The 26,036-nt window shown below is 49.9% G+C and carries 17 protein-coding genes, 1 rRNA gene, 2 pseudogenes and 1 CRISPR repeat array; of the genes and pseudogenes, 6 read left to right on the forward strand and 14 right to left on the reverse strand.

Annotated features, from left to right (window positions below; all coding sequences use genetic code 11):
* The first annotated feature begins 7 nt into the window (after nucleotides 1-7).
* Nucleotides 8-118, forward strand: a 5S ribosomal RNA gene (gene rrf, locus H8527_RS08450).
* A gap of 136 nt (nucleotides 119-254) precedes the next feature.
* On the opposite strand, the gene H8527_RS08455 is transcribed toward rrf, so the two are convergent.
* From H8527_RS08455 to H8527_RS08500, 10 genes are all read right to left on the reverse strand, one after another.
* Nucleotides 255-1,331 (reverse strand): esterase-like activity of phytase family protein, encoded by a 1,077-nt coding sequence (locus H8527_RS08455; protein ID WP_187547349.1) that lies wholly within the window; start codon nucleotides 1,329-1,331, stop codon nucleotides 255-257.
* A gap of 399 nt (nucleotides 1,332-1,730) precedes the next feature.
* On the reverse strand, nucleotides 1,731-2,828 hold the full coding sequence (locus tag H8527_RS08460; protein WP_187547351.1) for a GNAT family N-acetyltransferase: 1,098 nt from the start codon (nucleotides 2,826-2,828) through the stop codon (nucleotides 1,731-1,733).
* A complete protein-coding gene (locus H8527_RS08465; RefSeq protein ID WP_187547353.1) occupies nucleotides 2,819-3,739 on the reverse strand; it encodes a DUF2156 domain-containing protein in 921 nt (306 codons plus the stop codon). The genes H8527_RS08460 and H8527_RS08465 overlap by 10 nt, the downstream gene beginning before the upstream one ends.
* Nucleotides 3,740-3,782: 43 nt before the next feature.
* Entirely contained in the window at nucleotides 3,783-4,463 is a 681-nt protein-coding gene (locus H8527_RS08470; protein WP_187547354.1) for a NigD-like C-terminal domain-containing protein, read from the reverse strand.
* The gene (locus H8527_RS08475; protein ID WP_187547355.1) at nucleotides 4,456-5,625 is read right to left on the reverse strand and encodes a 1-acyl-sn-glycerol-3-phosphate acyltransferase; all 1,170 of its coding nucleotides are present in this window, start codon (nucleotides 5,623-5,625) and stop codon (nucleotides 4,456-4,458) included. The genes H8527_RS08470 and H8527_RS08475 overlap by 8 nt, the downstream gene beginning before the upstream one ends.
* Before the next feature lie 37 nt (nucleotides 5,626-5,662).
* Nucleotides 5,663-6,655, reverse strand: a complete 993-nt coding sequence (locus H8527_RS08480; RefSeq protein WP_187547356.1) for a D-alanine--D-alanine ligase — start codon at nucleotides 6,653-6,655, stop codon at nucleotides 5,663-5,665.
* A gap of 44 nt (nucleotides 6,656-6,699) precedes the next feature.
* On the reverse strand, nucleotides 6,700-7,809 hold the full coding sequence (locus tag H8527_RS08485; RefSeq protein ID WP_187547357.1) for an RluA family pseudouridine synthase: 1,110 nt from the start codon (nucleotides 7,807-7,809) through the stop codon (nucleotides 6,700-6,702).
* Nucleotides 7,810-7,812: 3 nt separating this feature from the next.
* The gene (locus H8527_RS08490; RefSeq protein ID WP_187547358.1) at nucleotides 7,813-8,454 is read right to left on the reverse strand and encodes a PASTA domain-containing protein; all 642 of its coding nucleotides are present in this window, start codon (nucleotides 8,452-8,454) and stop codon (nucleotides 7,813-7,815) included.
* A gap of 59 nt (nucleotides 8,455-8,513) precedes the next feature.
* The gene (locus H8527_RS08495) at nucleotides 8,514-9,455 is read right to left on the reverse strand and encodes a phosphoribosylaminoimidazolesuccinocarboxamide synthase (protein ID WP_187547359.1); all 942 of its coding nucleotides are present in this window, start codon (nucleotides 9,453-9,455) and stop codon (nucleotides 8,514-8,516) included.
* Nucleotides 9,456-9,467: 12 nt separating this feature from the next.
* A complete protein-coding gene (locus tag H8527_RS08500; RefSeq protein WP_187547361.1) occupies nucleotides 9,468-10,439 on the reverse strand; it encodes a PhoH family protein in 972 nt (323 codons plus the stop codon).
* 148 nt (nucleotides 10,440-10,587) lie between these two features.
* Between H8527_RS08500 and H8527_RS08505 the strand changes: the two genes are divergently transcribed.
* The 3 genes and pseudogenes from H8527_RS08505 to H8527_RS08515 all read left to right on the forward strand — a co-directional run.
* A complete protein-coding gene (locus tag H8527_RS08505) occupies nucleotides 10,588-11,412 on the forward strand; it encodes a DUF5715 family protein (RefSeq protein ID WP_187547363.1) in 825 nt (274 codons plus the stop codon).
* Between the two features lie 1,497 nt (nucleotides 11,413-12,909).
* Nucleotides 12,910-14,262: a CRISPR direct-repeat array (repeat unit 47 nt; unit sequence GTTGTGATTTGCTTAAATTTGAGTACCTTTGCAGTATGAGTAACAAC).
* Nucleotides 14,263-14,530: 268 nt separating this feature from the next.
* A pseudogene (locus tag H8527_RS08510) lies at nucleotides 14,531-15,840 on the forward strand (IS5 family transposase).
* 179 nt (nucleotides 15,841-16,019) lie between these two features.
* A pseudogene (locus H8527_RS08515) lies at nucleotides 16,020-16,506 on the forward strand (transposase); the annotation flags it as partial.
* Nucleotides 16,507-16,527: 21 nt separating this feature from the next.
* Here the strand turns inward: H8527_RS08515 and cas2 are convergent.
* Genes cas2 through H8527_RS08535 form a run of 4 tightly spaced genes read right to left on the reverse strand, consistent with a single transcriptional unit; the run spans nucleotide 16,528 to nucleotide 22,946 of the window.
* Complete coding sequence (gene cas2, locus H8527_RS08520) at nucleotides 16,528-16,860, reverse strand: CRISPR-associated endonuclease Cas2 (RefSeq protein WP_187547365.1); 333 nt, start codon at nucleotides 16,858-16,860, stop codon at nucleotides 16,528-16,530.
* Nucleotides 16,861-16,905: 45 nt separating this feature from the next.
* Nucleotides 16,906-17,826 (reverse strand): type II CRISPR-associated endonuclease Cas1, encoded by a 921-nt coding sequence (gene cas1, locus H8527_RS08525; protein ID WP_187547368.1) that lies wholly within the window; start codon nucleotides 17,824-17,826, stop codon nucleotides 16,906-16,908.
* 4 nt (nucleotides 17,827-17,830) lie between these two features.
* The gene (cas9, locus tag H8527_RS08530; RefSeq protein ID WP_187547370.1) at nucleotides 17,831-22,312 is read right to left on the reverse strand and encodes a type II CRISPR RNA-guided endonuclease Cas9; all 4,482 of its coding nucleotides are present in this window, start codon (nucleotides 22,310-22,312) and stop codon (nucleotides 17,831-17,833) included.
* A gap of 55 nt (nucleotides 22,313-22,367) precedes the next feature.
* Entirely contained in the window at nucleotides 22,368-22,946 is a 579-nt protein-coding gene (locus H8527_RS08535) for a cytidine deaminase (RefSeq protein ID WP_370539238.1), read from the reverse strand.
* 80 nt (nucleotides 22,947-23,026) lie between these two features.
* On the opposite strand from H8527_RS08535, the gene H8527_RS08540 reads away from it, so the two are divergent.
* Nucleotides 23,027-23,461, forward strand: coding sequence for a hypothetical protein (locus H8527_RS08540; RefSeq protein ID WP_187547373.1), 435 nt, complete (start codon nucleotides 23,027-23,029; stop codon nucleotides 23,459-23,461).
* Entirely contained in the window at nucleotides 23,430-25,862 is a 2,433-nt protein-coding gene (locus H8527_RS08545; protein ID WP_187547375.1) for an ATP-dependent helicase, read from the forward strand. The genes H8527_RS08540 and H8527_RS08545 overlap by 32 nt, the downstream gene beginning before the upstream one ends.
* The last annotated feature ends 174 nt before the right edge of the window (nucleotides 25,863-26,036 follow it).

Below are 26,036 nucleotides of genomic sequence, written 5' to 3' on the forward strand. Positions count from 1 at the left end.
AAATATTTCCGGTGGTTATAGCGACGGGGTTCCACCTCTTCCCATTCCGAACAGAGAAGTTAAGCCCGCCCGCGCCGATGGTACTGCACACCCGCGGGAGAGTAGGTCGCCGCCATTTTCAAGAGAGCCTGAGTTCTGAAAAGAACACAGGCTCTCTTTTTTGTGTTCTCTCCATCCTTCTTCCCTGCGATTGGGGGGAAAAAGAAATCGGGGAGGAGAATGTCGGAACATTCTCACCGAGGGAGAGAAATCACTTATTGTTGTGAGAGGGCTACAACGCGGAGGAAGTCTTTGAGGCGAAAGAGGGCATTGCCCATACGGGCTTGGGAGTCGTTGATGCAAATCAGTGTGGGGCGTCCGTCAGCTGTGGGATGACCGAGGCAGACGCCTTCGTAGTTGGCGAGATTGCGGGCAAAGAGGTTGAAGTGGGTGGTCCAAGAGGCGAGCAGCGTCTTTCGGACAAACAGATGTGGTTCGATGGTGGAGAGAGCGGGGAGGGAGTCAAGGGGCTGAGCGGTGTCAAGGTCGACTGCATAGAGTTTGACGGAGACTCTTGAGCCTAAGCGGTGTTGTGGAAAATGTCCCTCGCGCTCCATGACCAGCAGACGGCCATCGGGTAGGGAAGAAAGGGCTGGCACCCCGAAGATGTAGGCGCGTCCGAAGCAGGTAACGCTGCCGGAATCGGTACGGTAGGCGTATTGAGCGCGCAATTTCCCGGTTTCGTCATCGAAGGATAAAAGTCGCAATCGGTTGTCGGCACGAGGAAAACCACGTCCGGGTCGCGGGCCATCGGAGCGCAAGGAACTCTCCGTGGTGGTCCAAAAGCAATGGCGCAAAGTGTCGTGACACAAGGCTTCAAAGCCGCGGTTGGGGTAGATGGCGGTGGTGGAAAACTGAGAGGGGACGTCCAATTTCCGTCCTGTAGAACGTCCGCTGAGGTCGTATTCCAAGATAGCCTGGTCGCCTTCGCCCGAAATCCAGATGGTGTTGCGCCGAGGGAGGAAGGCCACGCCCTCACAATCGCGTGTGGTGTTTCCCCAGGCATCGCGTTGCTGAGGGGCTTCGCCGGAAAAGCCTTCGAAGCGGACGTTGGTGATTTGTCCCGAAAGACTGTCCTGTTCGATGTGGAAGATGAAAAAGCCATCGTCTGCTGCTTTGTCGCTCACCACGGCATAGCGCGAGTTGCCTAACGGGGTGATGCCGCTGTAATTGCCGGTCGGGATGCCCGGCCAGTGTGCGAGATTTTGCTGAGGAAGCGCTTGTCCCGGCTGTCCGCTTGTCGTGAGAAAAGCGGCGTTGAGCAGGAGGAAAAGGAGGGGGCTTGTTTTCATTTTTGAGGTGTTTGTGTTAAGTTTACGTGCTTTATCACGGCTTGTAAATTGGCTTGATTGCTGATAGAAAAAGAGTTCTTGCTTCATAAAGGATCAGTTTCAGATGTCTGAAACTCTCGGTTCATACGCCTGAAACTTGGTGTTTCAGCACCTGAAACTCGGTGTTTCAACGTCTGAAACTTGGTATTTCAACGCCTGAAACTTGGTGTTTCAACGTCTGAAACTCGGTGCTTAGACATCTGAACGCTTCGCAGATCGTGTGAGCAGGGTAGAGGAGAGGTGGTAAAATCGGAGGTGGAGGGCAGAGATTTGTCGCGGATGGAGCAGAAAAAACTTTCCCCTTGATGGGGCTTGAGCCTAAAATCAAGGGGAAAGAAGAGGGCTGTCAAAGTGGTGTTGTCAGTCGTCTAAGAGCATGGGCATGAGCACGGGCTGTGCTGCGAGAAAGACTGCGGCGAGTCCACCGGGAGTGGTGATACTGTCGGGCTTTTGGTCGGTGATGTGGAGACGACCATCGATGAGCTGGTAGAAACCGTTGTTTTCGGGGATGTCGTGATCGTTTTGTATGCCAACGTGGAGTTGCAATCCGGGATAGAGACGTCCGATGAAGGTGAGAAACTTCTCGACATTGATGATGCGGGCCATGGCGTAGGGCTCGGCACCTTTGAAGCCGCGGGCAGGGCAGCCGCCCACCATAACCATCTCCTTGACGTCCAGGAGTTGGAAGGCGCGGGCTTGGAGTTGCTGCATGATTTGCTCATCGGTGGTGAGGAGGAAACGGATGCAGCCTTGGAAAGTCTTGGCGGATCGCTTTCCGCTCTTCAGGGGTTTGCCTTCGCGTATGGCGAGGCAGAAGCCTACGATTTTTCCTCTTCGGCGGGCCACAATGACAAGTCCGTCGTTGAGGTCGTGGGTTTGTATGGCGGCGAAGAAGGCGTCTTCATCGAGTTTGATTTCGTAGGGGTGTCGTCCGCCGAAGGTGTTGTAGTAGGTCCAGAGGTCGCGTCCCCATTCGTATTCGGCTTGGATGTCGATTTTGAGGTTGGGGTTGGACTTGGACTTGATTGTGCCGTCGGGTGTTACGTCGATGGCGAGTCGGTGAGTGGCGGTGTAGTAGGCACCGTGGTCTTCGCTTTCGTAGAATTTGCGCAGGTGTTCGTCGCCGGGGATGAGGAAACTGATGAGCGCGCCTTCGTCGTACATCTTGCGGTGGGCTTCTTTCAGGGCTTGCGTGGCGTAGCCTTTTCCTCGCTGTTTGGGGGCAGTGCAAAGTCCGCTGACGTAGCCGACGGGGATGAAGTGCCCGGCAAAGTGGAACTTGAAAGGCAGCACCTGGGTGGCGGCAACGACCTTGGCGTTTTTGCGGATGGTGACGTTTCGTTGGTCCGTGTAGCGGTCTTCAAAGTAAAGGTCAAGGAAGTCCTCACTGTCGTTGGGAAAGCAGGTGTGCCAGAGCTGGCGGGTCTGCTGCTTGATTTCTTCGGGAGTCAGGAGCATGTGATGGTGTATTTGTCTAAGAGGATTTTCGGTTGATAGCTGAGTTTGGCACGCCTCAGACCTTCGAGGCCTAAGTCTTCCTCGCGGTTGATGAGGGTGTATTGCTCGGGGAGATGTCGCACGAAGTCGCGGTTGATGATGGCGTAGGCGCCTTCGTAGTCGGTGTTGGCTTTTTCGCAGCAGACGTCGAAGGTGTCGTAGTTGATTGGGCCGCCGAAAGTGAAGGCGACGACTCTACCGTCGACGAGGATGGCTGCGCCTCGGGCTTGAAGTTCGTTCCAGTGCTTGAAGACGCGGCGCATGGAGTGCTGCTCGTCGTCGGCATCGAGGCGGGCGTGCATGTCGGTGTGTTTGGCAGCCCATTCTTCTTCGAGCTTCCAGCACTCTTTGGCCAGGTCGGGGGTGAGCTCGCGGTACTCGTAGTGGGGATATTCGCGCTCAAAGCGGTTGGCGTGATTGCGCTTGGATTGGAGCTTTTTGCCCGCGAGGGTTTCCAAGGCGGTCCGGTCGTAGATGTAGTCGGTGAAGGCGCGGTCGGCTGTGGCTTGAAATTTGCCGGGGAGCACGCTTTGCAGACGTCCCAGCATGCCTTGGCAAGCGCCCATCATCAGAAACGGCTGTCTCTCGGCTTCGGCTTCAGCGACAAGGTCGAGCAGGACGGCAGCGTATTCCTCGCGCATGGTTTCTTCGACATAGGGCGGCGGAGTGAGTGGTGGGAGATAGGCGGGCTTTCCATCGAAGAGGAAACGGATGATGAGCATCCCGCGGTGTTGGGCTATCTGGGTGTTGTAGAGAAATCGCCACGACATGAGGTTCATGAAGTTGAAGTCGCAGTTGCGACATTCGGACAGGAGCGTATATTGCTGCACGAGGTCGCGGTCGGTATAGTCAATGTCTCGAAAGAATATCATAGAAAGCATGGGGAGATAAAAACAACGCGGTGACTGGAGGAGGTTACCGAAAGCGTGCCGAATGCTGCTGCTCGCCTGATGGGGTGCTGACCACCATCGTGATGGAGTCGAGGCCGGTACGCAGTTTGTGGGTATAGCCGTAGATGGGGCAGGAGAGGTACATCTCTTCCCAATAGTCGGGTCGGTCGCCGGCAGCATCATGATAGAGGTGGAGCACGAGGCGGCGTGGCTTTTGCTCATCGGTGGGCTGCTGAAAGGCGGCCGTTTGGAAACTGAAATAGTGCTTCTTGGCTGCTGTGCGCGGTACGGCAATGCGCAGATTGATGTAGCGCGAGGTCTGCCAAACGCTGATGACTTTGACCGGGTCGGTGCGCATCTCTTCGGCCGAGAAGTGGCGGGCGTGGATGGTGAGCACGGGCATCCACTGGTGCACTGCGGCTTTGGTGTCGGTGGTGATTTGGTAGCCCACGAGCATGCGGTAGAGCGTGTCGGGGCGTAGACGGGGGAGGGTGTTGGCCGGGGCGAGGGTTTGCCCGTTGTCAAAGCGGATTTCTGACACCTGCCCTTTTACGCCGGTCGCTACCTCGCCCAAGTCGAAACGGGCCGGGGGCAGCACAGCGCCGTCTTCGGCATCGCTGCAACTGTGAAAGAAGAGGCCGACAGACACCAGCACGAAGCCGGCCAAGAGGGAGAGGGAGCGGAGCAGGCGATGGGACTTAGTCATTCTGGAGCGCTTTGAGCTGGTTGTAGAGAGGGTTGGCATACATGGTGAGCATTCGCTCTCGTAGGAAAGGCACGTCTTTCTCGGGGAGGTCAATCAGGGCTATTCGTCCTTGCAGATACTCCTCAAACTGAGCGCACTCCTTAGCGGTGTAGTGTTCGACAAAGCGCGTGTTGTCTTCCAGCAAATCGGCCGCAATGTAGTTGGTGGCAAAGATACGATAGCCTTTGTGGATTTCGGTATCGATGCGTTGAGCTACTGCTTCCAGGAGTTCCTTGGTGGGCAGGTCTTTGTAGTCCTCTATCCACTCGTCGATGCAGGGTGCCAGTTGGTAGTGCACACGTCCTTTCTTGCCAAGGATACCCACCCGCATGTTGTCAAGATCGTCCTTCTGCGACTTTTTGAAGGCGGGATTGTCGCGTTTGAGCTGGAACTCGCGGGCTTTGAGATAGTCGCAAGGGTCATACTCATAGGAGATGGTGAGCGGCACGAGGTGCATGGAGCGCAGAGCTTCGAAAGGAGTACTGTCTGCACCAAGCGTCATCATGCGCAGCACGGAGGGCTGTGTGCGGTCGTTGCTGTCCTTCGCACGACCTTCGCGCTGGGCTATCCAAATGTTGTCGGTACCTGTGGCTATGACGTGGTGCATGTAGCGACTCATCAGTTGGCTCGAAAGGAGCAACTCTTTGGGCGAAAGCGACCGCCGCACGATGAAGGCTTTGTTCATTCGCACAAAGCGCTCAATCCAGGGGTAGATGAGCAGGTTGTCGCCGATGGCGATTTGCACCGTGTTGGGAAACTTATGGTCGATGAGCACCACCGAAAGGATGGCAGAGTCGAGCACAATGTCTCGATGGTTGGAGATGTAGGTGTAGCCGGCAGAACGTGTGGATAGGGCATCGTGGGCAAAGGTCACTCCTCGTGTGGTGCGGCGCAGCAGTATGTGCATGGCGCGCAGCATGTAGCGCTTCTGGAAAGCTAAAGCACTATGCACCCCGATGGCGGTGAGTCGTAGGAAAGTGCGAATGACGCTTTTGGACAGCCAAGGCACAAATCCGCGCAGCACCTGCATGAAGAGGCGGTCGTGGAGGAGAGATTCGAAATTCTCACGAATCTCTTCATCGGCCACGGGACGTATGGCGTCAAATTCGGAAGGAAGTTTCAAAACAGAATTGGCAGTTAGGAAGGTGAAAGGAATGCTTTTAGCATTTGCCCTCGATGATTTCAGAAAGCACGTCGGCAATCTGAAACTCGGAAGCGCGCACTTGCTGGGGGATGAAAGAGGCGGGGGTCATACCGGGCGTTGTGTTGATTTCGAGCAGATTAATTTGCTCGTGTCCGGTTTCGCCCGAGAGAATGTAGTCGATGCGGATGATGCCATAGCAACCCATTTGCTCATAGATAAACTTGGTCATGGCGCTCACGCGAGTAGCGGTCTCGGGGGCGATGCGAGCCGGAGTGATTTCGTCGCTCTTGCCTTCGTATTTGGCCTCGTAGTCGAAAAACTCAACGCCTTTTACCACCACTTCGGTGATGGGAAATGTGACGACCTCACCACTCTTACGGCGGAAACATCCGCAGGTGATTTCGGTGCCTACAAGTAGACGCTCAATCATCACCTCGTCGCTTTCATTCATTGCCTTCTCGATGGCAGGCACCACTTCTTCGATGGTTTTCACCTTGGTCACACCAAACGAACTGCCGCCGGCATTGGGTTTTACGAAGCAGGGCAGACCTACTCGTGCTACAATCTCTTCGGACGAGGGAAGCGCCATGCCTTTGCGCACCATCAGACTGTCGGAAATGTGGAGTTCCGGAAAAGAACGGAGAAAGTTGTTGAGGGCAAACTTGTTGAAGGTCATGGCCTCGACAAGGACATCGCTGGTGTTGTAGGGCAGACCAATCAAGTCAAAGTAGCCTTGAAGGATGCCGTTCTCGCCTGGAGTGCCGTGAATGGTGATGTAGGCGAAGTCGAAAGTGCGGCGCACACCCTCTTTTTCAAAGGAAAAGTCGTTGAGGTCGATAGGGTATTGCTGTCCTTCTACATTGACGTGCATGTCACGTCCATGTTGCTCAACGATGTAGCATTCATATTTGCTGCTGTCCATGAAAGAGAGGATACCGGCTGCACTGCGCAGCGAAACATCATGCTCAGAGGAGTCTCCCCCGGCTATAATTGCGATTTGCTTTTTCATAATGGTGGATGGTGCTCTCTGCTTGTGGAGAGTCGGTTTCTACTTTATTTCTGCATCCCTTTGAGATAGACGCGCCACTTGTCAAGAAGTTGTTGCATATCGAGGGCAAGGTCGCTTTCAAAATCCATCTCTTCACCCGTGGTCGGGTGCTGAAATCCCAACGTCTTGGCATGGAGGGCTTGTCGTGGGCAGAGTGCCATTGCATTGCGGATGAAACTGCTGTAACTACTGCTGCGAGTGCCCCACAAGATTTGGTCGCCACCGTAGCGCTCATCGGCAAAGAGGGGATGGCCCAGATGCTTCATATGTGCTCTAATCTGATGGGTTCGACCGGTTTCGAGGATACATTCGACCAGCGTCACGTAGCCAAACCGCTCCAGTACACGATAGTGGGTTACGGCAGGCTTGCCCACACCGCTATCCAGAGGGAAGACGGCCATCTGCATGCGGTCTTTCGGATGGCGGGCAATGTTGCCTTCGATGCGTCCTTCGTCCTCTTGCAGATTTCCCCAAACGAGAGCTTGATAGCGGCGACGTGTTGTCTTATGGAAAAATTGTGCGCAGAGTTTCGTCTTTGCGTCAGGAGTCTTGGCCACAACGAGCAGCCCACTGGTGTCTTTGTCAATGCGATGCACCAAGCCCACAGTCGGATCGTTGGGATCGTAGTCAGGATTGTCGCGTAAATGCCATGCCACAGCGTTGACCAACGTGCCGTTGTAATTGCCACAGCCCGGATGAACCACCAGCCCGGATGGTTTGTTGATGACCATCAGCGCCTCGTCTTCGTAGACGATGTTGAGGGGAATGTCTTCAGGTTTGATGGTGCTGTCGAAACGTGGGCGATTGAGCATCAAGGTGATGACATCGCCCGGCTTGACCCGATAGTTGCTCTTCACTGCCTGTCCATTGGCGTGAATACATCCGGCATCGGCCGCAGCCTGAATGCGATTGCGTGAGGTGTCGTGCATCACATTGATGAGAAACTTATCGACGCGCAAGAGTTGCTGACCTTTGTCGGCCACAACGCGATAGTGCTCGTAGAGTTCGTCCGAAGTGCTGTCGATGCGCGAGGAAGTGCTTCCCTCAAAGTCGTCTTCGTCAAGCAGGAGTTCTTCTTGTGCTTCGTCTAAAACGGCGGGAAGGATTTCGTCCATGGGCTATTCTATTATTTCTTCTTCATAGACCACGGAGTCGTGGCCATGGATGAGTTGGTCGAGAGAGTCGTTGCCGTTGAAGATCTCTTCATCAGCGCCATCGCCGACCAGCAAAATCAAAGGCTGATTGATAGGAATACGATCGCCCGTATGTACCGTCTTTCCAGCCACTTCAATACTGTAGACCCAGTCGCGGTCACCGGTGACACGCTTCACCGCTCCCAACTTAAATCCCATGGCCGATAGGCGCATTTTGGCTTCGCGCAGTGAGCAGTTGTCAGCAATGTCGGGCAGAGCAATGGTGCGTGCCGAAGAGGCGTTGACGGTGAGGTAAATCACGCGGTTGAGTTTGACCGGCGTACCTGGAAGGGGCTGTTGGTCCAAAATCAAATCTCCGGCCAAGCGTGGCATATAGCCCGTGTCACTCACCTCCACTTGGAACCCGGCAGCACGCAACTTGCGCTGTGCCACTTCGCTGCTTTGGCCGCGTACATCAGGCACTTCTATGGTTTGGCCATGATAGGTGTAGAAGTCGAGGAAAAAGTAAAATCCCGTTCCTATGGCTGCAAGCACTATTCCCATTGCCAACAGATTGCCCCAAAGATAGCGACTGGTCAATTTCTGAAAGAAGGTTCTAAACGTCATATTTTACACATCAGAAAACCGTTTCCTATCTTATCTCTTCTGACTGGTTAGAAAAGCCGTTATTGCTTCAGGTAGTTCAGCACGTTCTGCTCAATGCGGGCGTGCAGGTCGGCATTGGCTTCGCGGTTGAAGGTTTCGCCGGTGATGTGCTCGTAAAGTTCGATATAGCGTTCCGATATTCCTTGCACGATGGTCGGTGTCATCTCCGGCACTTCCTGTCCGGCTTTGCCTTGGAAGCCATTGGCCATCAGCCATTCGCGCACGAACTCTTTGGAGAGTTGTTTTTGAGGGTTACCTGCTGCAAAGCGTTCGGCATAGCCTTCGGCATAAAAGTAGCGACTGGAGTCGGGCGTGTGGATTTCATCCATCAGGTAGATGGTGCCGTTATGCTTGCCAAATTCGTATTTCGTGTCTACGAGTATCAGCCCACGCTCGGCTGCCATCTTCGTGCCGCGCTCAAAGAGGGCCAAGGTGTACTGTTCGAGTAACGCATATTCTTCGGGGGTGGCAAGGCCTTGTGCCAGGATTTCCTCCTTGGAGATGTCGGCATCGTGCTCGCCGATCTCGGCTTTCGTGGTCGGGGTGATGATGGGAGTGGGGAACTCCTCATTCTCACGCATGCCATCGGGAAGTTTTACGCCACAGATTTCACGCACACCGCTCTTGTAGGCACGCCAAGCGCTTCCACACAAGTAGCCGCGCACAATCATTTCAATCGGGAAGCCTTCGCACATAATGCCGACAGTGACCATAGGGTCGGGGGTGGCCAACTTCCAGTTGGGACAAATGTCGGTGGTCGCGTCCAAAAACTTTGCCGCAATCTGGTTGAGCATCTGCCCTTTGAAAGGGATGCCTTCGGGGAGCACGACATCAAAGGCTGAAATACGGTCGGTGGCCACCATCACCAAGTGGTCGCCCAAGTGGTAGACGTCACGCACTTTGCCGTGATAGACACTCTGTTGGCCGGGGAAGTGGAAATCTGTTTTTGTTAAAGCTGTCATAGTGAGGGTAAGTTAGGGGGTTAGGAGCTGTTGTGAATAGTAGGCTGGAGATGGGGCGTCGGCTTCATAGGCTTCGACAATGCGCGAAACGAGCTTGTGGCGCACAATATCCTTCTTCGTCATTTCTATAAAGGCGATGCCCGGCACCTTCGCCAAAATGCGTTGTGCTTCGACCAAACCACTCTTTTGCGAGGGCGGGAGATCTATCTGTGTGCGGTCACCGGTAATCATCATCTTAGTGTTCCACCCCATGCGGGTGAGAAACATCTTGATTTGAGCCGTTGTCGTGTTCTGGGCTTCATCGAGGATGACCACCGCATCGTTGAGCGTACGGCCGCGCATGAAAGCCAACGGGGCTATCTGGATGACGTTGAGGTCCATGTATTCTTGCAGTTTGGCCGCAGGAATCATCTCTTGCAGAGCGTCGTAGAGAGGTTGTAGGTAAGGGTCGATTTTGTCCTTCATGTCGCCGGGGAGGAAGCCCAACTTCTCGCCGGCCTCTACGGCGGGGCGGCTTAGGATGATTTTCTTGACCTCCTTGTTCTTTAGCGCACGGACAGCCAGAGCTATCGCTACATAAGTTTTGCCGGAGCCTGCCGGGCCGATGGCAAAGAGCATGTCGTTCTTCCGATAGGCTTCTACTAAACGTAGTTGGTTGGCCGAACGCGGAGTGATGGGGCGCCCGCCGGTCGAAAAAACGATGACATCGCTGTCGTCTGCTTGTTGCGGTGTGCGATGTTTGAGCAAATCAATCACGTTTTCTTCCGTGAGGGCATTGTATTTGACACAATGCTTTTCCAAGGCGGCGATGTGTTCCTCAAATTCTGCCATGTCTTCTTCCGTGCCCATCGCTTTGATGACGTTGTCGCGCCCGATGATGCGAAGTTTGGGACAGAGGGCGCGCAGCAGGCGAAGGTTGGCATTGGCAGGGCCAAAGAAAGTGGCGGGGTCGGCCTCTTCAAGCACAAAATGTCGTTCTATCATTGAGTGGAAATCTCCGTTGGTTGGGTTTACTACTGCAAAAGTACGTTTTCGTAGCCAAAAACCCAAGTAAATCCTTATTTTATTGCTACTTTTGCAGGAGAAACGCTAAACTGATGGAGGCACCCCCGCTCCATCTTTATCCAGACTTATGACTCGAAAGCCTTCCCCCATCTTACTGATCAAACGCCATTTCTTCGTAGGCTTTATCGGCATCATCGCCCTCCTGGCTGGCGTCCGCAGGCTGTTTCCGGAGGTGACGCATTTCTCCTTCTTCTCCGAGGCCGCAGAGCAGGCGGCTCCCCTTCCACAAGACACCATCGCGCTGGCATCGGCACGCGCCGACTCGCTCCTGCGCCGTCGGCGCACCTCGTTACGATTGCTCGACAAGACGGGAGCCCCCGTCAAGCATCCCATCCTCTCCGTACCGGCTTTTGATACGGCTTTCCCCGACCTGAACGACGTGCAATTGGCCACTGCTCGGCGTATCGGCATCTCCGAATGTGCCGACCGTGCAGAGGCAGCGCAGCGCATAAAGGACCTCGTCTATATCGGCGACAGTCCCTTCTACGAACTCAAAAACCTTACCCACAGTACCCCCTACCTGGTGCCTCGTGCCGCCACCCTGCTCAACGAAATCGGGCGCTCCTTTCTCGATAGTCTGGCGTCCAAAGGGTTGCCCTTCCACAAACTGAAAGTTACTTCCGTGCTGCGTACCAACGAGGACATCGAGCGGCTGCGCCGGCACAATGGCAACGCCAGCGAGCAGAGTTGCCACCGATTCGGCACGACTTTCGACATCTCCTACAATTTCTATCGGCGCGTGCAGGATCCTGCCCTCCCGCCGCAGCCCGAAACGTGGGGTGTGCAGCTCAAGAGTGTCCTAGCCGAGGTGCTCGACGACCAGCGCCGCATGGGGACGTGCTACGTGAAATACGAAGTGCACCAGTCTTGCTTCCACATTACAGCACGCTGACGAAAGATTTATCTGATTTTCAGTGGATTGATTTTTAGAACATCCCTTAAATTTGAGTACCTTTGCAGTATGAGTAACAACCACGGACGATGAGCTGTACGCTCTCTCTTAGTTGTGATTTGCTTAAATTTGAGTACCTTTGCAGTATGAGTAACAACCTTTCAATGAGGGAGATTAGGTCGTAGGGGTTGTGATTTGCTTAAATTTGAGTACCTTTGCAGTATGAGTAACAACTAGGACAATTTCTGACAATCACACCGTTCCGTTGTGATTTGCTTAAATTTGAGTACCTTTGCAGTATGAGTAACAACACGCGCCCCGCGGCGGCAAACCGCGGCAGTGTTGTGATTTGCTTAAATTTGAGTACCTTTGCAGTATGAGTAACAACCTCTTCGGCCTTTACGCGGTTGTCGGCCTGGTTGTGATTTGCTTAAATTTGAGTACCTTTGCAGTATGAGTAACAACAATCCCCTGGGGCGGTGGCTATCGTATTGCGTTGTGATTTGCTTAAATTTGAGTACCTTTGCAGTATGAGTAACAACTGAGAAGGGAATTTTACGTACTCATTATGAGTTGTGATTTGCTTAAATTTGAGTACCTTTGCAGTATGAGTAACAACTGCGGTGGGTCTGTGCATCACAGCTACCTTGTTGTGATTTGCTTAAATTTGAGTACCTTTGCAGTATGAGTAACAACCTTCGGCAGGAAGACCCTTGTTGTTACCGTGTTGTGATTTGCTTAAATTTGAGTACCTTTGCAGTATGAGTAACAACTGGGAGTACTGCAAAACCTACCCAACGCTGGTTGTGATTTGCTTAAATTTGAGTACCTTTGCAGTATGAGTAACAACAGATGCTTCCGTAGAGCAGGCTGCGCAAATGTTGTGATTTGCTTAAATTTGAGTACCTTTGCAGTATGAGTAACAACGAGAAGCAAGAACTCTTCGATTTGATGAAAGTTGTGATTTGCTTAAATTTGAGTACCTTTGCAGTATGAGTAACAACCGCTCCGACAGTCCAAAGCTAAAGAATATAGTTGTGATTTGCTTAAATTTGAGTACCTTTGCAGTATGAGTAACAACACGGCAAGCCTATCGAGGAACTCTTTCCGACGTTGTGATTTGCTTAAATTTGAGTACCTTTGCAGTATGAGTAACAACCACGACAAAAATAGTAATTTCATTTTGATAGTTGTGATTTGCTTAAATTTGAGTACCTTTGCAGTATGAGTAACAACATACTTCAACGACGAAGTAAAAGGCTTGTAGTTGTGATTTGCTTAAATTTGAGTACCTTTGCAGTATGAGTAACAACGATACTCCCCAAGAAGAAGATACAATACTCGTTGTGATTTGCTTAAATTTGAGTACCTTTGCAGTATGAGTAACAACGAGCGACTCGGGTTCATCTGGGTAATCATAGTTGTGATTTGCTTAAATTTGAGTACCTTTGCAGTATGAGTAACAACCCGCTTGCGCCAAAGATGCGGAAGGCTGTGGTTGTGATTTGCTTAAATTTGAGTACCTTTGCAGTATGAGTAACAACGACGAGAGGAGCGGTAGAGAGAAGAAGTCGTTGTGATTTGCTTAAATTTGAGTACCTTTGCAGTATGAGTAACAACGAAAAGGCGGGTATGATGACGGCAAAAGATGTTGTGATTTGCTTAAATTTGAGTACCTTTGCAGTATGAGTAACAACGGTGCGCTCGAGAAGTCGGCGCAGACCTAGTTGTGATTTGCTTAAATTTGAGTACCTTTGCAGTATGAGTAACAACTCCACTCGGTGGTCAGTTCTACCACCGGGGGTTGTGATTTGCTTAAATTTGAGTACCTTTGCAGTATGAGTAACAACAGGGAAAGTTGAAGGTGAGCGTCCGCGCGAGTTGTGATTTGCTTAAATTTGAGTACCTTTGCAGTATGAGTAACAACTTGACCAGCGCGCCATGGCGTTCTTCTCCTGTTGTGATTTGCTTAAATTTGAGTACCTTTGCAGTATGAGTAACAACGCGATGCGCATGGGCATACCAAAGATTTCGTTGTGATTTGCTTAAATTTGAGTACCTTTGCAGTATGAGTAACAACTGACGAATGAAGAGTTTGTAGGCTGGTTCTGTTGTGATTTGCTTAAATTTGAGTACCTTTGCAGTATGAGTAACAACAGTGCAAAAATAGCCCCTTTTTCCGATGTAGTTGTGATTTGCTTAAATTTGAGTACCTTTGCAGTATGAGTAACAACTTCGTGGCTGTTGCGCTTAAACGCCCACTTGTTGTGATTTGCTTAAATTTGAGTACCTTTGCAGTATGAGTAACAACTGCAACGTTCCGAAGTACTCGTATTTAACGGTTGTGATTTGCTTAAATTTGAGTACCTTTGCAGTATGAGTAACAACAGATGAACGCCGAGGTTACAGCTGCAAATTGTTGTGATTTGCTTAAATTTGAGTACCTTTGCAGTATGAGTAACAACAGGCTCTCTATCACTTGAAATCATTGCGCAGTTGTGATTTGCTTAAATTTGAGTACCTTTGCAGTATGAGTAACAACCAAATCAATATATATGTAGATTGAAACTTTGTTGTGATTTGCTTAAATTTGAGTACCTTTGCAGTATGAGTAACAACGTTTCTGCATTAAAGTTGCCCTTGCAGCCCGTTGTGATTTGCTTAAATTTGAGTACCTTTGCAGTATGAGTAACAACATTCTCACCGCGAAAATAGGGATTTAATCTGTTGTGATTTGCTTAAATTTGAGTACCTTTGCAGTATGAGTAACAACGAACTCGCGAGCGCTCCTCCGATTTGTGCAGTTGTGATTTGCTTAAATTTGAGTACCTTTGCAGTATGAGTAACAACTCATTCTTGCTAAATGTCTATTTATTAGAAAGTTACGTCGTAATTTAGTAATAAAAAAGGTACTATCAAAATGAAGAAGATTGGTTGACACCATATCTTCTTCATTTTCTATTAACCCCAATTCGGGATTAGCCTTGCGTCTTCCTTCCTTAAATAGTCGTCCCTTAAATTCCCATTTATCATCTGATATTCAGTAATTTAATTAAGATATTCCTTTGATAAATCTGCAAGTTTTCTTATCTTTGTATTCAGAAACTTGCAGATTTTTATGATTAAAAAGCCCTATCCCAGCCCTTCATTATTCAGCAGTTTGTCGGATATGCCGGCCCCCTCTCGCCCTCTCTACAAACTCTCCGACAAAATAAATTGGGAGAAATTCGATGCTGCTTTCCGGCCTTTGTATTGTCAGCACAATGGTCGCCCAAGTAAGCCGATACGTTTGATGTGTGGTTTGTTGATACTCAAGCACCTTCGCAATCTCTCAGATGAATCCGTTGTGGAGCAATGGAGTGAAAACGCTTATTATCAATACTTTTGTGGTATGCAGGAGTTTATACCCGGTGCTCCTTGTGCCTCTTCCGAATTGGTTCACTTTCGCCATCGCATTGGAGAGGAGGGTATTGAACTCATCTTTCAAGAAAGCATTCGTGTCAATAACGAAGATGATGATGAACATCATCATGATACCGCTTTTATCGATTCAACCGTTCAGGAAAAGAACATCACTTTTCCTACGGATGCCAAGTTGCATAAAAAGATAGTGGGCAAGGTTCTGCATCTCGTCGATAAACTGCATCTTCCTCTTCGCCAAAGCTATACCTTTGTGTTGAAAGGCATTTATCGCGACCAACGTTTCCGCAATCACCCCAAGAACCGCAAGAAGGCACTGAGAGCAGACCGGAAATTGCGGACAATAGCCGGGCGGTTGGTTCGAGAGCTCAAGCGCAATCTTGGAGAGAATTCTCTCTACACTGAACTCATTGATAGATTTCAAACCATTCTTTCACAAAGACGTAACAGCCGGAAAAAACTTTATTCCATTCACGAAGCCCAGGTGCAATGTATCAGTAAGGGAAAAGAAGACAAGAAGTACGAATTCGGCAACAAGGTCTCCATCATACGTTCGGCTACGGGTGTATCATTCTTGGTGCGATGTCTTTTCGTAATGAATATGACGGACACACGATAGAAGCTGCGTTAGGACAAGTTGAACGTCTCACACAACGAAAGATTAAAATACTTGCAGGAGACAGAGGTTATCGAGGTAGGAAAGAGGTGAATGGTACTCAGATTTTAATACCGGACAGCCCCAAGCCATCAGAGAGCAGATATCAAAGGCGTAAGAAACACAAACTATTCTGCAAGCGGGCAGGCATAGAACCTACCATTGGACATTTGAAAGCAGATCATCGTTTAGGCCGCAACTTTTACAAAGGTGTGGTAGGAGACGCTGTAAACATACTGATGGCAGCAGCTGCTTACAACTTCAAAAGAGCCATGAGAGTTCTTTTGTGGCTGCTCAAAATAATAAGCGAGAGGCAGGGGAGGAGTGACTTTTTACTTATCAAAGCTTTTTAAGGGACGACTAAATATAGGCACGCAATGACTCTTCCGCCCTTGATCTAGAGTGAATGAAAATTGTTTCACAAAATGAGAAGTCAGAACACTGTTAGCAGTTTAACGTCCATTGTTTCTTCTATCTTGAAAGTACAGAAATGTACGCCGTCTCGGTCCTGTGTCTCGTTTCTCTGATTTGGGCGCCGGACTTTGACTATTGCGTATCCCAAGGAAAGCACTACTTCGGCTATAAACTCCACGTGCTCTGTGGTTTAATGGAGTCATCCATTCATACGACCCTCCCAAGGCGAGTGTATACGACATCAACTATATGAAGGACATCAAGCCGCTTTACCGCGATTGCTGCATCTTTGGAGACAAGGGATACTCAGTGCGGAAGTCCAACTTGACCTTTTCGAGACGGTCAATATCAGACTTGAATGCCCCTACAGGCTCAACCAAAAGAACCGGAGGCCAACCCTTATCCCTTTCGCAAAGGCACGAAAGAGAGTTGAAACTTTGTTTTCGCAACTTGCTGATCAGTTCCTCCTCATCAGGAACTACGCAAAGGAAACCTGCGGACTTTTTGCCCGAGTAGTAGGAAGAATCAGTGCGATGACCACATTACAATGCATCAATTACATTAACAACAAACCCATAGGAAGGATTAAGTACGCACTGATTTAATTCCGCCAGCGGGTTAAGAATCTAAAAGAGTTCTAATTGTATAGGCCCCGTTTGAGGTTTCTCTTTCTTTTGCCCATGAAATATTTCTATTTTGGAGAACTGCTTGTCTGTGATACAGAGCTGGCAAACCTTTCCATATTCTGGAAGTAGACCACGGACGCGTTTAAGATGGACATCGGCATTTTCCATACTGGCACAATGACGCACGTAGATTGAAAACTGAAACATCGTAAAACCATCCTCAATGAGATGCTTGCGAAAGTCGGCAGCAGCCTTGCGTTCCTTTTTGGTCTCTGTCGGGAGATCGAAGAGTACAAGAATCCACATAATACGATATTCATTCAGGCGTTCCATAATAAAAGATTTAGACTTCGGAAAGTGCGATGTTTAGCGATAACCTTACAGTTTAGGATAGCTTATTTTTCGCAATTCTCCAGTAAAACATTTAGCCACAGAAGCCGTTGTGAGTGAAGCTGCGACTAATAGTGGACTTCGTTTACCTTCAACGCAGACATCAAGAGTCGGAATTTGCAGAAGATGGGCTTTGTCCTCCTGAGTTAGTTCTTCTTGGAAACCTTTTTGACGAAGGAGAACAAGAACATGGGCATCGACATAGGGGCGATAGGGCTCCATAATGTCATCGGCTAAACAATAGGCATTGTAGCGATTATGGTGATGAATGCCCAAGGTCGGCAAAAGTCCGCTGGATACCAAAGCCCGCGCAATAATGGCGCGTAGGATGGCGTAGCCATAATTGAGCAAATGGTTGGGAGCCGCCTCTTCTCGACCACGTTTGAAATGGTCAATTTCTTGAGCAAAGAGATTTTTCCAATAGTAAGCCGCTGCACGTCCTTCCAAATTGTCGATATCGCCACTACGCACATCGTTGCTCCACTTATCCATGCATCCCGCTTCTGCAGAAGTAAGTTGGCGCAAGATTGTGGATTGATTGGCGATTTTTTGTTTGACGGTTTGCTGCCACAACTGTTTTTTCAACGGCAATGAAGCACTGACTTGCGCTTGAAATCGTTCAGATTGTATAGTGTTTCCAGAAAGAGGCAGTAGCAGTCCTGTAGGCATGTGATGAGAATCGCACGTGATGAGGGCTACATTGTTGTCGAGTAGTGCAGCGATGAGGGCGCTGGTTAGAGTGATTTGAGGATGATCAATAACGATGACGCCAATATCTTCAATAGCTCGTGTACAAATATTTTCACCTTGCGCACCCTCCTTTTGGCTTTCCGATTTACGAATTACCAACTGTCGGGAGGACAAGGAAAGATAGGCAGGATTGCCAAAATAGAGGGTGCGTTTAATCATGATGTTATCTAATGATTTTGGTGATGTTGCCGAGACGGTCAACTTCGAGTTTCCAGCATACGGATTTGATTATCTCGCCGGTAAGTGCACGTTGATGCTTGGATTGAGGACTTCCTAATCCGAGTTCGTTCTGTATATTGTTGATGGGAGTCTTTACATTAAGGAGAGTCGTCGCAATTCGATGAGGAATAAAATTCGCAGTGGTGTTGCTTGAATCGATAAATTTATATATCCGTTCTCTTTGCAAATCTTCGACTTTCATATTGCTTCCGATTTCCTCTTCGTTAGGTACATAGACGAGGTCGTTCGGAGAGAGGAAGAATTTCAGCGAAATGTTTTTATCATTACTGTCCGGAACAGGTGATAGACCTTGCTTGAGACGTTCGACCACTTCGATGAGTTGGATAGTTTCATAGGAGCGTTTGCCCTCGCCATCTTCAAAGATGGCAAAGTAAAGATTGGTGCCACTTTGAGCTTCAACAAACTTTGTTTTACGATTGCCTCGTTGTCCGACAGGGTATTTATTGCCGAGTAGTTCAAATATACGTACCTTTTTAATGGGTTGATGGGATTTTCCGTCATTGAACTTTGCTATGTTGGCATTAAGTTCGATAATCCCTTCAGGAGAGAAAGCCACCTTAGGGTCATCTCCTTTGTACTTCAAAAAGTTGAGCAAAATCTTTTGAATACCAGTATCGGTGATTTTTGCTATGGACTCCTTATCAAAATTTTCGTTCAGAGGTTTGCGTGAGGCAACGAGTGGTTCTCTATCATCACTCATCACCCAAATTTCCACCTTACTAATATCACGATTTTCAAACTTATTTCCTAAAGTCTTGAAGTGTTTTTTGAGTTGCTTTGTATCAAAATTTTGTGCAATGAGGTGTAAAATGTATTCGCGCAAAGCTTTATCCACAATATTTTGTGGACGTTCCAAAGCGTAGGCAAGAGAAACCATCAAGGGATAGCGCAGGTTGACACGCCCAAACGGCATGCCTTTATGCATAGGTTTACGTATAGCCCACAATGTTTCCCCTTTTTGAGGAATATATTTCTTCTTGCCTTGCTCGTAGTGCTGGTAGAAATTGGTCGCTTTATTGATAATACGCACATAGTTCTTGAAACTTACCACCACCCCATGCAATGCCTGCTCGACATCTTGGGTAAAAGTTTTCCATGGTTTACGTAAAGTGCGACCTTTGTCGCAAAGTTGTTTGCGCAAATCCTCCCTACTTTGTGGTGAGGCTGCGTTCTCATTGTTGAGATAGTTGATAATGTTATGCGAGGCGCAAGCAATGACGAGTGCATCCATTGCGTGATGTCGGTGGTCAATGCGCTTCTTAGAGTAGCCTTTTTGCAATTCGATCGGCATTGAGGTTTGGAACACACGCTTTCCGTCTTTATTCTCCCAATGACCAAAATCTTCTGAGTTGGTCAGCTTATTAAGACGTTGATAGCGAGGAGAGACTAGGTGATTCCAAACATCTTGTAGCCCCCAGTCTTTCTTCAGACGATCAGTAATGCCTCCGGTACATACAATGACATGTTTCGACTTGGCCTCTTCTTCTCCTTCTTCTCGAACGAGATTGGAGAGGACGGATTGTATGAAGCGGGCGATATAACGAGAGTCGTTGAGCTGACGCTGTATAAACTCTGTTGGGATATCATCCAAAAGGAGTTTGCGTCGTTTGGTTGCATTGTCTTTGTAGATATGCTTTACCAAACTTTCATAATCATCCACTTTGAGTACGCGTAAATCACCCAGGGATTGTGAATGGATAATTTCCCCTCCCCGTTTAGTAATAAATTCGTGGGCAAGCATACTACTTTTAGCTTTGTTGATTTCTGCCTCACAAATCACTTTGTTGCTGAAAGAATCATCGAAGAAGCGTTTCTGAGGAATCACATGTTCTATTTCATAAGCAGGAGTAAATAGTTTTGTGAGAGAGATGAAGCGACCGGTGTAAGGAGATTGGTATTTTTGTTCTAACCAAAGTTTGTAGCGCTTCATCTCGCTCGCAGAAGGCTGAGACTTCTGAGAAATCTTGATGATCTCATCATAATCTTGGTCGCTTTTTTCGAGGGTGGCCAAAGCACCCTCTTCGTAAATACGCAAGATGTCTTGCTGACTGGGTGAATATGGACGGACATCGCTGATAGTTGCATCATTTTTGAGTTCCATCAGTAGTGCTTTGATACGCAGCTTGGTGTTCTCATTGCGTTGGATGCGTTGACTGTCGTCTTGCCGTTGTTTAGCCGTTTTCTTCATCTCACGCCCCATTTCGAGATGGATTTCATCAATATCTCCGAATTTCTTCCAAATGTCGTAGACCGTCCGTAGCGTTTCAAGCACCACTTGTTCAACTATCGGGTTCCTGAGGGAGTGCTGCTTGAAGTTATGGATATAGTTTTGCAAATCTTGGAGTGTTTCCCAACGCACAATCTCGCTCACTTCACTATGACGTCCATAAATGATATAGCTGGCCAGCCAAACTGGAAGACCTTGGAAGTCTTCGAGTTTTTGGAGCGGGTAGCTCTTGTGCTGCATTTTGTCACGCAGCTTTTCGTCAATGTTTCCTGCGATTATGTTGTCAATTCGTGCTCGAGTGGTTGTATCAATGGCGTCAGCATTCCAAAACGAACCTTTACGCAGAAGAGTCAGAAAGCGTTTAATGGCTTTTTCTGAGAATGCACCATAATCCTTTTCAAAAGGTTTGATACGTGTAAATACTCTGATTTGCTCTTGACTCAAACCACGTTTACGTAAGGCTTGCTCCAATTCCAACTTATCAGTGACGGAGTAGAGCAGATGCCACCACTGCATTTCACCTTCTCGGGTGTTGAGCTCAGCGGTGTTCATTTCTGCCTTTTCGAAAGTTGTGAGGAGGGTTGCTCGTGTTTCGTTGCAAGGATAAGTTTTCTCCTTGTCTTCGGCGTAATTCCAGTGAATCGGGTAAACGCTATTCCTTCCTTTGGGCTTCTTCCATCCAAAAAACTCTTTGAATAGTGTGTCTTGATTGATTTCTTTACGATTGTAGAGAAAAGCGTAAAGGCGCTCCCATTCTTCAGACGTTGAGAGATATCGTGAGGTGACGTCCTCTTGACTATCACGATCAAAAAGACGGATGTTGGTGATAAATTGCCACAGACGAAACTCTTGGTAATACGGATTTGAACGAGCAATACATTTGATGGGACGGTCTATACATTCCCCCGTTGAGTGGTCTATTGAGATACGTTTCTCGAGCGAGCAGTTACTGATTAAGTTTTTCTTGCTTTTAAGAGGACGCTGATAGAAAATGATGTCATCAAGGAAAAGATAAATGAAGTCTTTGCTTTGCAATTTTTGACGCTGTGCCTCGTTGCTGGGGTACAGGTTGGCGATGCAGTCTTGTAATAACGCTTGGTCTTGCAACTCGGGTATAAACTCTGTTTGCTTTGTGAGGATTGCACGTAGTTCTTGTTTATAAAATTTACGTTCGATAGTGTGCACGAAATTTCCTCTGATTTTCACTTTGGGACGATCTCGCAAGGCCTGGTAGATGAAAGTGCCTACATGCAGTCCACTCTCTTCAATATCGTGCTCTGTGCGCTTTTTCCGAAGTGTCCAATCATCGTCTTTGGGAATACGAAAACTGCGTTTTACATTCCCCTCCTTATCAAGCTTCAATGTGACACCATCAGCTTCATATTCTGTGGTAACAATGAATTGACGAGTTTGGCCGACCCAATTCTCCAAAGAGATAGCACTGGTACGCCGGTCAATCATACCATTGTCGAGATACACATTGTACCAAGTACTCTTGCCTTTCTTCCTATCCGTGGCTTCCACACGTACCACGCGGGCTTCTAAAAACTCCACGCGCTTTGTTTTATCCTCTTCTTCTTCCTCGCCGCGCAATTGATAATAGCCACGTTTTTGATTGAAATTGAGGATTATCCAAGCCAATTCTTCTTTACTGATTGGAGCACGTAACGCTTTGCTGCGCAGATAGTAGATGGTCCAGTCGAGTGGCACCTTTTGGTCGGGTGTCCAGCTCGAATCGTGTGCCATAAAGTCGGCAATCATCTCATGGAACGAGTCCATAAAAAGAAATTCCATTTTACCATCTTTATTACGTCTCCAAGCTAATTTCGGTTCGCTTTCATCGAGAAACTTTCCGTAGGTTTTGTTGTCATTCTTATCCCAGCCAATGGATTGATCAAAGTGTTGAGGAAGAAAACCCATCATGTGGAGTACGCGAAACAAGCGCTCTCTTCTCTGTAGAGAGCGCTCACGCAAATGGCGAGTTGAGCGATATTGGGTACGCTCAGCCGTTTGTGATACACTGATGCCACTTTCAAATTTTCCCATCACGTCTTGCGACATCGGGATGATACGACTGCCTAAACGTATTTTTTCAATTAGGTTACCATTGTCGTCAAAAACTAAGTAGGCCCAACCAATACTATTGGTACCCAGGTCCAAACCAAGAATTCTTTTCATGTTTAAAGATGATAAGGTCTGATTAAAATAAAGTTGAGTTCCGATTCGCGCTCAATCACAACGCATCGCTGTCGAAGCGCAGAGGCAGTAGGGCTGAGGCCGTTTCGACCTCGAAGATACCGTTGCGGCCGTAGAGCAGGACGCGGATGGGACGGCCGTAACGTTTTTCCGTCTCGACCAAAACCTGCCGGCAGACGCCACAAGGGCTGATGGGATTGTCCAAAAACTCTTGGTCTTCCTCGCGCCATGCTGCCACAGCGATGGCCACGGGAGCCACATCGGGCCGACTGGAGTTGGCATAGAAAATGGCGGTGCGCTCGGCGCAGGTGCCGGCGGGATAGGCTGCGTTTTCCTGATTGGAGCCACACACGATTTCGCCATTCTCCAACAGCAAGGCCGCCCCTACATGAAAATGCGAGTAGACGGCATAGCTCGTTTGGGTGATTTTTTTGGCGCGTTCCACCAAACGGCGATCCAGTTCGGAGAGTTCGCTGCCATCGGCATTATAGTGGGTGAGGGTCGTGCTGAGTTGGGTCTTCTTCATAAGGTTGAATAATAAGGATGAAACGTAAAAGAGGGATGTAACTGCAAAATTACTTAAAAGATGCACTTGAACAAGCCCACAGCCTTGCATTTTTGTGGAAAAGAGGGGAAAAACCAGTGATTACGGCTTTTTTTTCGTAATTTAGCGCCTCAAAATCACTTCCCAACTCCATGTTTAGACCTCTTTCCCTCGCTTTCTTTGGGGCGACCCTTCTGCTGGCAGCCTGCCAGTCCAAGGGCTCACAAACCTCTGAGCGCCGCCGGCAAGCCGAAGCGCAGGCGCGGAGCTTTCTTGTAGAAGCCCGTGCCCACTTGCAGCAACACGACTTTGCCCGAGCGCGACAACGCATCTACGCCATGCGCGACAGTTGTCGCTATGCCCTCGAAGCTCGCGAAGAGGGGATTGTGTTGCTGGACAGCGTGGAACTGCTCATGGCACAGCACCATCTGCAAGGGGTCGATGGGCGACTGCTGGCCGCGCAAGAGCGAGGAGCAATGGCCGAGGCCGAACGGCTTCAACGGCAATTTGACGAAATCTGCCGACAAGTGAAATTCTATCAACGCAAACTACAATATGACAAACAGCAACGCCGGTCACATCCTTGACCCCTATCAGCGCGAAGAAGCTGCCTTCGTGGTGCGCCCCGACAGTTTCTGGCAGGAACAACTCAACGACAGCCAGTGGGAAGCCGTGCGCCATTGCGACCGCCCGCTGTTGGTCATTGCCGGAGCGGGTTCGGGCAAGACACGCGTCTTGACCTACAAAATTGCCTACCTATTGGAACATGGCTATAAGCCGTGGGACATCTTGGCGCTCACCTTCACCAACAAAGCCGCCAAGGAGATGAACGAACGCATTGCCCGCATCGTGGGGCCGGGACGTTCACGCGGGCTGTGGAGCGGCACGTTTCACAGTTGTTTTGCGCGCATCCTTCGAGCCGAAAGCGAAGCCGTGGGCATGAAGTCCGATTTCTCCATCTATGACGCCGCCGACTCTCGCTCCCTCATCAAGAGTATCATCAAGGAGCGTGGACTGAACGACAAAACCTACGCCCCCTCGCGCATTCAGGGACGCATCTCTTCGGCCAAAAACAATCTCATCCTGCCTCAGGACTATGCAGCCGATGCCCAAATTCAGGCCTACGATCAGCGCGAAGGCATCGGTGAAACCCATCACATCTACACCGAATACTTTCGGCGTTGCCGCACGGCAGGGGCTTTCGATTTCGACGACCTCCTGCTCTACACCTACCTCCTCTTTGCCCACAACGAAGAGATACGCCAGCGCTATGGGCAGCGTTTCAAGTATCTCCTTGTCGACGAATACCAAGACACCAACTACGCGCAGCACGCCATCGTCTCCCTCCTCACCCGCGACAACCCCCACATCTGCGTAGTGGGCGACGATGCCCAGAGCATCTACTCTTTCCGCGGAGCGAAGATTGACAACATCCTCCACTTCCATCGCCAATATCCAGAAGCCATCACCGTCAAGCTCGAGCAAAACTATCGCTCCACCCAAAACATCGTCGGTGCGGCCAACAGTATCATCGCCCACAACAAGGGGCAGATAGAAAAGGTGGTGTTCAGCGAAAACGAAGAAGGCGACAAAATCCGCGTCATGCCCGCCGCCACTGACAAGGAAGAGGCGGCCAAGGTGGTGGGCGTCATCGCGCGGCTGCACCGCACGGAAAGCGTGGGCTTCGACCAAATCGCCATCCTCTATCGCACCAACGCCCAGAGTCGCTCCTTCGAGGACGTGCTCCGCGAGCGCAACTTCCCCTACCGCATCTACGGCGGTCTTTCGTTCTATCAGCGCAAGGAAATCAAAGACATCCTCGCCTACCTCCGCTTGCTGAGCAATCTCGACGACGAGGAGGCTTTCAAGCGCGTGGTCAACTATCCCGCCCGCGGCATCGGCAATACCACGCTTCAAAAACTCTTTACCGCCTCACGCGAGCACGGCGTGAGCCTCTGGAGCGTGGCCGAGCATCCTGATGCCTATGGTGTGGCGCTCAATCGCGGTACCCTCGGCAAGCTCGCAGCCTTCTGCACCCTGTTGCGCGACTTTCAGGCACAGGCCGCCCGTCTCGGTGCGTTTGACCTCGTGCTGAAGGTCATCAGCGAGTCGGGCATCAAGGCGGATCTCGACCGCGAAGATGGTCCCGAGGGCGACAGCCGCCGCGAGAATGTCGAGGAGTTGCTGGGCGCCATCCGCTCCTTTGAGCATGAGGTCTTGGGCGAAAATACCCAGGGACGTGTCCCTGTCACCGACTATCTGCAACAATCGGCCCTCCAAACCGATGCCGATGAAAAGGATGATGGCACGCCCAAAATCACCCTTATGACCATCCATGCCGCCAAGGGACTTGAGTTTGACGCAGTCTTTGTCACGGGGCTGGAGGAAAACCTCTTTCCCGGCAGTCAGGCCCGCTTGTTTGCGAACGAGATGGAGGAGGAGCGCCGCCTCTTCTACGTGGCTGTGACGCGTGCCAAGCGCTTCTGCTATCTGAGCTATGCGCAGTCGCGCTACCGCTACGGCAATCTGGAAGTTTCGGACGAAAGTCTTTTCGTGGGCGAAATCGACCGGCGCTTTGTCGTGAAAGATGCCTCCTCGTCCGACGCTCTCATCGGTGGCATTGCTCCCTCGTTGCGCAAAGCTCTCTTCGGGGTAGACTCCGCGGCCGAACCGCCCCGCCCGAAGCCAGCCTTTCGCCCTTCGTGTTTCGAGACTTCTGCTCCCTCTCGGGGAGGACAGACGCCTCGTCCTGCACCGCTCGCCAAGCCTTTGCGGCGGGTCGAGACACCCCCAGCTGCAATCAGTGGAAGCGTGCACCCCGCTAGGCTCGCCATCGGCACTTGCATTGACCACGAGCGTTTCGGCCGAGGGCGCATCACGCAGATTGAGGGCAGCGGTGACAACGCCAAAGCCACGGTCGAGTTCGACCTCTCCGGTCGCAAAAACCTCTTGCTCAAGTTTGCCAAATTCACTGTGGTAGAGGCTTAGCCGCCCTTTCGTGTGGGGTTCTGCTCCTCTCCTTTCCCCGCTTTCCTCTACGGCAACCATCGACTCTCAGAGCCGATGGCTGCCGTTTTTTCTTGCTGGAGCGGATGTTCCGTCCCCATCCAATAGCCTTTCTCACGGTGGTAAATTTATTTTCAACGTGGTGAAAACTCATTT

Origin of the sequence: Alloprevotella sp. Lung230, from assembly GCF_014385435.1 — a bacterium.
GTDB lineage: Bacteria > Bacteroidota > Bacteroidia > Bacteroidales > Bacteroidaceae > Alloprevotella.